Origin of the sequence: Saccharopolyspora sp. NPDC000359 (genome assembly GCF_040300525.1) — a bacterium.
GTDB lineage: Bacteria > Actinomycetota > Actinomycetes > Mycobacteriales > Pseudonocardiaceae > Saccharopolyspora.
The window spans coordinates 1-8,253 of sequence record NZ_JBEPDU010000099.1; the positions used below are offsets into that span (position 1 = coordinate 1).

At 72.4% G+C, this 8,253-nt stretch carries 6 protein-coding genes; 4 read left to right on the forward strand and 2 right to left on the reverse strand.

The features are described from left to right. From ABT324_RS32980 to ABT324_RS32995, 4 genes are all read left to right on the forward strand, one after another. On the forward strand, window positions 1-1,179 hold a 1,179-nt coding region (locus ABT324_RS32980; RefSeq protein ID WP_351185707.1), incomplete at its 5' end, for a thioesterase domain-containing protein. A 92-nt stretch (window positions 1,180-1,271) separates the two neighbouring features. Further along, window positions 1,272-2,033 carry a thioesterase II family protein gene (locus ABT324_RS32985; RefSeq protein WP_351185710.1) on the forward strand — a complete coding sequence of 254 codons (762 nt, stop codon included), beginning with the start codon at window positions 1,272-1,274 and terminating at the stop codon, window positions 2,031-2,033. 14 nt (window positions 2,034-2,047) lie between these two features. Continuing rightward, window positions 2,048-5,809, forward strand: coding sequence for an SDR family NAD(P)-dependent oxidoreductase (locus ABT324_RS32990; protein ID WP_351185713.1), 3,762 nt, complete (start codon window positions 2,048-2,050; stop codon window positions 5,807-5,809). A 32-nt stretch (window positions 5,810-5,841) separates the two neighbouring features. Next, on the forward strand, window positions 5,842-6,051 hold the full coding sequence (locus ABT324_RS32995) for an MbtH family protein (RefSeq protein ID WP_351185716.1): 210 nt from the start codon (window positions 5,842-5,844) through the stop codon (window positions 6,049-6,051). A 332-nt stretch (window positions 6,052-6,383) separates the two neighbouring features. Here ABT324_RS32995 and sbnA read toward each other — a convergent pair whose 3' ends face one another. Both sbnA and ABT324_RS33005 read right to left on the reverse strand, forming a co-directional pair. Continuing rightward, entirely contained in the window at window positions 6,384-7,358 is a 975-nt protein-coding gene (gene sbnA / locus ABT324_RS33000; protein WP_351185719.1) for a 2,3-diaminopropionate biosynthesis protein SbnA, read from the reverse strand. 142 nt (window positions 7,359-7,500) lie between these two features. Then, the coding region (locus tag ABT324_RS33005) for a 2,3-diaminopropionate biosynthesis protein SbnB (RefSeq protein WP_351185722.1) at window positions 7,501-8,253 on the reverse strand (753 nt) is incomplete at its 5' end.

Below are 8,253 nucleotides of genomic sequence, written 5' to 3' on the forward strand. Positions count from 1 at the left end.
GTGGTGCGCGAGGACCGGCCCGGCGACCGGCGCCTGGTCGGTTACGTCGTCGCCACCGCAGACCCGGCCGACCTGCGGCAGCACGTCCGGGAAGTGCTGCCCGAGCACCTGGTTCCGTCGGCGCTCGTGGCGGTCGAGGAGATCCCGTTGACCCGCAACGGCAAGCTCGACCACGCCCGGCTGCCCCGCCCGTCCACCGCGGCCGGTGGTGGCCGCAAGCCCCGGTCGCTGCGCGAGGAACTGCTCTGCGACCTGTTCGCCGAGGCCCTCGACATCGACGAAGTGGGCATCGACGACGGGTTCTTCGAGCTGGGCGGGCACTCGTTGCTGGCTGCGCGACTGGTCGGCCGCATCCGCGAGGTGCTCGGTGCGGACCTGGGTGTCCAGACGGTGTTCCGCTCGTCCACGGTCGCCGAGCTCGCCGAGCACCTCGACGGCGGCGGCGACAGCTTCGACGTGGTGCTGGAACTGCGCGGTGGCGAAGGTGTTCCGCTGTTCTGCGTCCACCCCGCGACCGGGCTGTCCTGGTGCTACTCGGGGCTGCTGGAGCACACCGCGATGCCGCTCTACGGCCTGCAGCTGCGCGGCGGGGACGACCTGCCGGGCAGCCTCGCGGAGCTCGCCGCGGACTACGCCGACCGGGTGCAGAAGGTCCGCCCGCAGGGCCCGTACCACCTGCTCGGCTACTCCCTGGGCGGCAACATCGCGCACGCGGTGGCCACCGAGCTCCAGTCGCGTGGCGAGCGCGTGGGACTGGTCGCGCTGCTGGACTCGTCGACTGCCGACGTCGGGCTGGACGAGCAGGAGGTGCTGGCGCGGCTCTTCGCCGACGTCGTCGGGGACACCGAGCGCGGGACCGCCGACGACCAGCGGGCCCGCATCACCGCGGTACTGCGCGACGGGGTGCTCGACGTGCTGCCCGCCGAGCGGGTGGCGTCCACGGTGGACGCCATCGTCAACGCCATCCACCTCTCGGCGGGCCACCGCCCGGCGGTGCTCGACGGCGACGTCCTGCTGGTGACCTCCCGGTCGAACCCGGACCTCCGCGCGGACTGGACGCCGCACGTCACCGGTGAGGTGCGGGTCGAACGCCTGGAGTGCACGCACGACGAGATGCTGGACCCGGGCCCGGTGGCCACCCTCGCCCGGTTGCTCGGCCAGCACCTGGACGTCCGGTAGCAGCGCGGGAGGGCCCTGGGCCCCGGGGCCCTCCCGCGCGGGCGGAATTGGCTCGATATCGCGGTGATAAGGCGGTTTCCTAGGTTCGGGGCATGCTCGACACCTTCACCGTCGAGTCGCCGTTCGTGCGGCGCGCCCGGCGCGCCGATCGGCGATTCCGGTTGTTCTGCTTCCCCCACGCCGGTGCGGGCGCCGCCGCGTTCGCCGACTGGCCGGACCTGCTGCCCGCCGAGGTCGAGCTGATCGCGCTCCAGCTGCCCGGTCGCGAGGACCGCATCGGCGAATCGCCGCTGACCGACCTCGCCGTGGCGGTGCGCACGCTGGGGCTGACCATGCGCCCCTACCTGCAGGGGCCGTTCGCCTTCTTCGGGCACAGCGGGGGAGCGCTGCTGGCCTTCGAACTGGCGCGGGCCCTGCGCCGCCGGGGCGGCCCGCAACCGGCGCATCTGCTGCTCAGCGGGCAGGTCGCGCCGGACGAGCCGCCGGTGGCCGAGCCGATCCACGAGCTGCCGGACGCGGAGTTCGTCGCCGCGCTCGGTGCGCTGGGCGGCACGGAGAGCTCGGTCGTCGGCGACCCCGAGCTGATGCGGGTGCTGCTGCCCGCGCTGCGCGCGGACTTCACCCTCGGCGAGCGCTACGAGCACCACCCCGAACCGCCGCTGGAGACCGCGATGACGGTCTTCGGTGGCCACGACGACGAACGAGCCCCGGAGCACGCGTTGCGGCCGTGGCAGAAGCAGACCAGCGGCGCGTTCCGGGTGCGGATGTTCCCGGGCGGCCACTTCTACCTCAACGAGCAGGCCGCCGGGCTGACCGAGGAGATCGGACGGGTCCTGCTCGGCGGAGAGCAGTGAGGAGGTCCAGCTCGATGTCCGACGAGTTGATGGCGGAGCTCGCCGAGGTGGTGCGGGCACAGCCCGGTGTCACCGACGTCGCCTGCGCGGTCCGCAGGGAAGCGCGCAGCGCGGTCACCGGCCCCACCGAGGCAGAACCCGAGGTGGTGCGCGAGGTCCGCGGCGGTGACCTGCCGATCGCCGAGGTGCACGGCGGCGAGCTGCCGGATGACCCGACCGCGCCGAAGACGCTGGTGGAGGCCCTGCGGCTGGCCGCCGAACGCGCGCCGGACCGCGGTGTGCACCACCTCGCGGCGGACGGCGCCGAGACGTTCCAGAGCTACGCGGAGCTGTTCACCGAGGCCCGCGAACTGCTGGCCGGGCTGCGCGAGGAAGGCCTGCGGCCCGGCGACTCGGTGCTGTTCCAGTTCGCCAGCAGCCGCAACTTCACCACCGCGTTCTGGGCGTGCGTGCTCGGCGGCTTCGTGCCGACGCCGTGCGGCGTCCCGATGGGCTTCGACCGGGAGAACGCGGGCATCCGGAAGCTGCGCAACGCCTGGGAACTCCTGGAGCACCCGGTGGTCCTCACCGACCCCGAACTCCTCAGCCCGATCACCGGGCTCGGCTGGGACGCCGACTTCACCGCGCGCAGCAACGAACAACTCCGCCGCGCTGGTGCCCGGCCCGAGCTCTTCCCGGCCGAACCCGACGACCCGGCCGTGCAGCTGCTCACCTCGGGCAGTACCGGGGTGCCGAAGTGCGTCCGGCACGCCAACGCCAGCATCGTGGCGCGCACGCTGGCCAGCGCCGCGGCCAACGGCTTCGACGAGCACGACGTGTCGCTGAACTGGATTCCGCTGGACCACGTCGGCGGCGTGATCATGCACAACGTGGCCAACGTGGTGCTGCGCAACCAGCACGTCAACGTCGAGACCGACGCCTTCCTGGCGGATCCGCTGGCGTGGATGGACTGGGTGCACCGGTTCCGCGTCACCAACACCTGGGCGCCGAACTTCGCGTTCTCCCTGTTCAACGACAACGCCGAGCGGGTCGGCGACCGCGACTGGGACCTGTCCTGCCTGCGGCACATCTGCAACGGCGGCGAGGCCGTGGTGACCCGGACCGCCCAGCGGTTCCTGGATCTGCTGCGGCCCTTCGGGCTGCCCGCCGACGCGTTGCTGCCCACCTTCGGCATGTCCGAGATCGCCTCGGGCGTCATCTACTCGACGCTGTCCGGCGACGACCCGGCGCAGGGCACCATCAGCGTCGAGAAGACCTCGCTGGGCGGCCGGTTGCGGGTCGTCGAGCCGCGGGACTCCCCGGAGGTCATCACCTTCACCGAGGTCGGCCGCCCGCTGCCGGGGCTGCGGCTGCGCATCGTCGACGACCAGGACCGGCCGCTGCCCGAGGACCACGTGGGGCGGCTGCAGTTCTCCGGCCGCACCATGATGACCGGCTACCACCGCAACCCGGAGGCCAACCGGGGGTCCTGCACCGCGGACGGCTGGTTCAACAGCGGCGACCTGGGTTTCGTCCACGGTGGGCGGTTGACGTTGACCGGCCGGGACAGCGACCTCATCGTGGTGCAGGGCGTGAACTACCTGAACTTCGACATCGAGTCGGTCGTCGAGCAGGTGCCGGGCACCGAGGTCACCTTCGTGGCGGCCTGCGGTGATTCGGCGGGCGGCGCGGAGACCGACAAGCTGGTGGTGTTCTTCGTGCCCACCGCACCGGACGTGGCGGGCACGGTGGCGCGGATCAAGGCCCGGCTGGCGGGGGAGATCGGTCTGCAACCGGATCTGGTGGTGCCGGTCGAGCGCGACCAGTTCCCGAAGACCGGCAGTGGCAAGATCCAGCGCTCCCAGCTGCTCAGCGACCTGCGCGCGGGGAAGTTCGACGACGCGCTGCGCGACCTGGCCGACGCGCCCGACGAGCCGGTGTCCAGCTCGGAGTGGTTCTTCGAGCGGGTCTGGACCGAGCAGCCCGCCGTCGGGTCCCGGCGCGCCGACGGCGTCCGGGTGCTGTTCGCCGACGCCGAGCACGAGCAGCGGTTCGGTCGGCACACCGCGGTGGTGGTGCCGGGCACCCGGTTCGCCCGGGACGGCGCGCGGTTCTCCATCGACCCGGAGAACTCCGCGCACTACCACGAGCTGTTCGCGGCGGTGGCCCGCGACTTCGGCCCGATCGAGGCCGTCGTGCACGCCTGGGCGGCGGACCCGAGCACGTCCTTGGACGCCGGGCTGCGCGTCGGAGCGCACTCGGTGCGTCGGCTGATCGCCGAACTCGCCTCCGCGCAGCACCGGCCGGACGTGCAGGTGCTCACCGCCAACGGCCTGCGGGTCAGGGACGGTGACACCGTCGACGTGCCCAAGGCGGCGCTGCCGGGGCTCGTCCGCACCGCCGTCGCCGAAGGCGCGGTTCCGTTCCTGCGGCAGGTGGACCTGCCCGCCGGGGCGCCCGAGGAGTGGGCCGGGATCGTCCGGACCGAGCTGGCCGCGGCACCGGACGCTGACGTGGTCGCGCACCGCGCCGGAACCCGGCTGGCACCGAAGTTGAGCCCGGTGCCGCTGGACCTGGACACCGCCCCGGAGCTGGTCCAGGGCGGCGTGTACGCCATCACCGGCGGCCTCGGCGGCATCGGCCACCAGATCGCCGAGTACCTGCTCGCCACCTACCAGGCGCGGCTGCTGCTGATCGGCCGCAGCCCGGTCGCCGAGGGCTCGGTGAAGGCCGAACGGCTCACCGACCTGCGCACCCTCGGCGAGGTCGAGTACCGCGCGCTCGACGTGGGTGACGCGGCCGCGCTGCACAGCGCCGTCGCGCAGGCCGAGCGGCGGTGGGACCGCCCGCTGTCCGGCGTCCTGCACCTGGCCAGCAACGACGTCTCGGGCCAGTGGGAGCGCCTGGAGGAGCACACGATCGCCCGCGCCTCGCGCCGGGAGTTCGCCGAGGCCTACCGGGCGAAGGTGCACGGCACGATGGCCATCGCCGAGGTGTTGCAGGACCGGCCGGACACGCTGCTGGTGCTGTTCTCCTCGGTCAACGGCGAGTTCGGCGGCAGCTCCTTCGGCGCCTACTCTTCGGCGAACAGCTTCCTCAACGGCTTCGCCGACCACTGGGGGCGGGACCGGGGCCGCCCGGTCCGCTGCCTGTCGTGGAGCATGTGGACCGACAGCGGGATGAACCAGGGCAGCCCGTCCGCAGCGGCGGCCTCGCGCGGATTCGTGCCGATCGACGACGCCGCGGGTCTGTCCTCGCTGCTGGCCGCGCTGGGCCAGGGCCGGGTGAACCTGCTGATCGGCCTGGACCGCCGCAACGAGCACATCGTCGCCGAGCTGGCCCCGGAACACCTGCGCAGCACGGAGATCGTGGTCGCCCACACCGGCGCAGCGCTGGACGAGCAGGACCTGCGCGCGCAGGCGGCACCGGTGCTGGCGCGCTGCCCGGTCCCGGTGCGGTTCGCCCACGTCGCGCGGATCCCGCGGGACCTCGCGGGCGAGGTTGACCAGTCCGCACTGCTGGCGGTGGCACGGGCGGCGGCCGAGCGGGGCCGTCGGCGCTACGCGGAACCGGAAACCGACCTGGAGCGCCGGTTGGCCGAGATCTGGGGCGAGGTGCTGGGCCGGGACCGGGTCGGCCGCGACGACGCGTTCTTCGAGCTCGGCGGCAACTCGCTGCGCGCGGCGCAGCTGGTCGCCCGGATCAACGGGGCGCTGCCCACGCGGGTGGCGGTCCACCAGCTCTACGACCACCCGACGGTCGGTGGCCTGGCCAAGGTCCTCGAGAGCACGCACTAGCACCGACATCTCGGCAGAGAGGGAGCAAGCAGATGACGAACCCGTTCGAAGACCCCGAAGGCCGCTACCTGGTCCTGGTGAACGACGAGGGCCAGCACTCGCTGTGGCCGACGTTCGTCGAAATCCCGGCGGGCTGGACGGAGGTCCACGGCGAGGACACCCGGGACGCCTGCCTGGACTACATCGAGCAGAACTGGACGGATCTCCGCCCGAAGAGCCTCATCGAGGCGATGGGCCGCTGACGAGGTACCAGCCGGGGTCCGGGGCGCGAAGCCCCGGGCCCCGGCTTCGCGTGCGCCACTCCAGGTTCGTCGCTGCGCCAGCACTTCACCGGTCACGCCGGAGGCGGCACCACCAGGGTGCCCGGAGTTCAGCTACGAGATGGCATGCGGGCTCAGGGGTGTCGGATCACTCCCGGAGGCCCACGGCGGCGGTGCCTGTGTCGACCTCGACCAGGAGGAGCAGCTGCGCCGGGTAGTGCTGCCGGAGCCGGGCACTCTTGTCCCCGACGAGCAGCCCGAAGCCGTTGCCGCCGCGCTAGCGGGCCTCCTCGACGACCAGGGCGGACCCGGCTTCAGCGCTGCGTCGCCAGCTCGTCGGCGGGGTCGATCTGGTAGACCTGCTGGACCCAGCTGGGCTGGTAGAGCGAGTCCAGGTAGCGCTCGCCGAGGTCCGGTGCGATGGTCACCGCGGTGATGTCCGGACCGGCGTCGTTGCTCGCCAGCCACTGGATGGCACCGCTGATCACGGTGCCGGTGGAACCGCCGAACAGGAAGCCCCGGCGGGCCAACCGGTGGCAGGTGCGCACCGTGTCGACCTCCTCCACCAGCACCACGTCGTCCACCAGGGACTCGTCGAGCAGCGCCGGGCGGACCCCGGTGCCCAGGCCCGGGATCATCCGCGGGGCGGCCGGGCCGCCGAAGGTCACCGAGCCGACCGCGTCGATCGCGACGACGCGCACATCCGGGCGGAACCGCTTGAAGTAGCGGGCGCAGCCCATCAGGGTGCCGGTGGTGCCCGCGCCCACGAAGAGCACGTCGAGGGTGGGGAAGGCCCGGTCGATGGCGGGCGCGGTGGTGCGGTAGTGCGCCGACCAGTTGTCCGGGTTGACGTACTGGTTCAGCCACAGGTACCGGTCGTCGTCCGCGCAGAGCTCGCGCACGTGGGCGATGCGCGCCGCCAGGTAACCGCCCTCTGCCGCAGGTTCGGTGATGGTGTGCACCTGGGCGCCGAGGGCCTCCATCAGCTGCTTGGTCGCGAGGTTGCACCGCGAGTCGGTCACGCACACGAACTGGTAGCCCTTGCTGGCCGCGAGCATGCTCAGCGCCACCCCGAGGTTGCCCGACGAGGACTCGACCAGGATCGAGCCCGGGCGCAGCGCCCCGGAGCGCTCCGCGGCGGCGATCATCGACTCGGCGGCCTTGAGCTTGATCGAGCCGGCGAAGTTGAACCCCTCGCACTTCAGGTACAGCGGGACGCCGAAGGCGGGCCGGAGGTCGACGTAGAGGTCGTCCTCGTTGAATTCGTGCGGCTGCGAGATGATGGGCACCGAGCTGTCTCCGTCTTGTCGGAACGAACCTTCTTGCGGGGTCGGCGCGGTCGGCGGTGCGGGCCGGCGCCATCCGCCCCGTTGCCGGGGGAGGCCGGTCGTGCGGGGCCGCGAGGTCCGCACGACCGGGCATCCGGTGCGGTCAGCCGTAGCGGCGCAGCTCCGAGAAGAAGTCGGGCACCACGGTGGGTTCGCCGTGCGCCGTGACCTGGTCGTAGATGAACTTGCCCACCGCCAGGTCGAGCACGCCGAGGCCGAACGGGGAGAACACCACCGGCCGGTCGGCGGGCACCGCCAGCTCACCGGCGAGCACGTCGTTGATGGTGCCGTCCAGGAAGTCCCGGTTGCCGGTCCGCTGCTCGGCCAGATGCGGCGAGGTGTCGGCCTTGAGGCAGTGCTCGACGTCGTCGACGACGTTCACCGAGGACAGAATGATCTCCGGGGACAGGTCGCGCAGGGACACGTGCAGCACCAGCGGGTTGTGCTCGAACCACGCCGGGTCGTGCACGTGCGGGGTGCCCGCGATCGTCGCGAACACCACGAGGTCGCTGGAGCGGATCAGCTTCTCGGCGCTGTCGTGCACCGCGATGCTCGGGCCGTCCTCCACGCGCTCCAAGTAGGACTTGAACCCCTCGGCGTGCTCGGCGGACAGGTCGTGCACGCTGATCTCGTCGAAGCTCCAGCCGGTGGCGTGCAGGTACTCGTGCACGTAGCGGGCGATGAGGCCGACACCGATGAAGCCGATCCGGCGCGGGCGGCCCCGGTCCCGGCTCAGGTGGTCGGCGGCCAGCGCGGCCGAGGCCGCGGTGCGGGTGGCGCTGATGACCGAGCTCTCCAGGCAGGCGAACGGGTAGCCGGTGTCGTGGTCGTTGAGCACCAGCACCGCCGAGGCGCG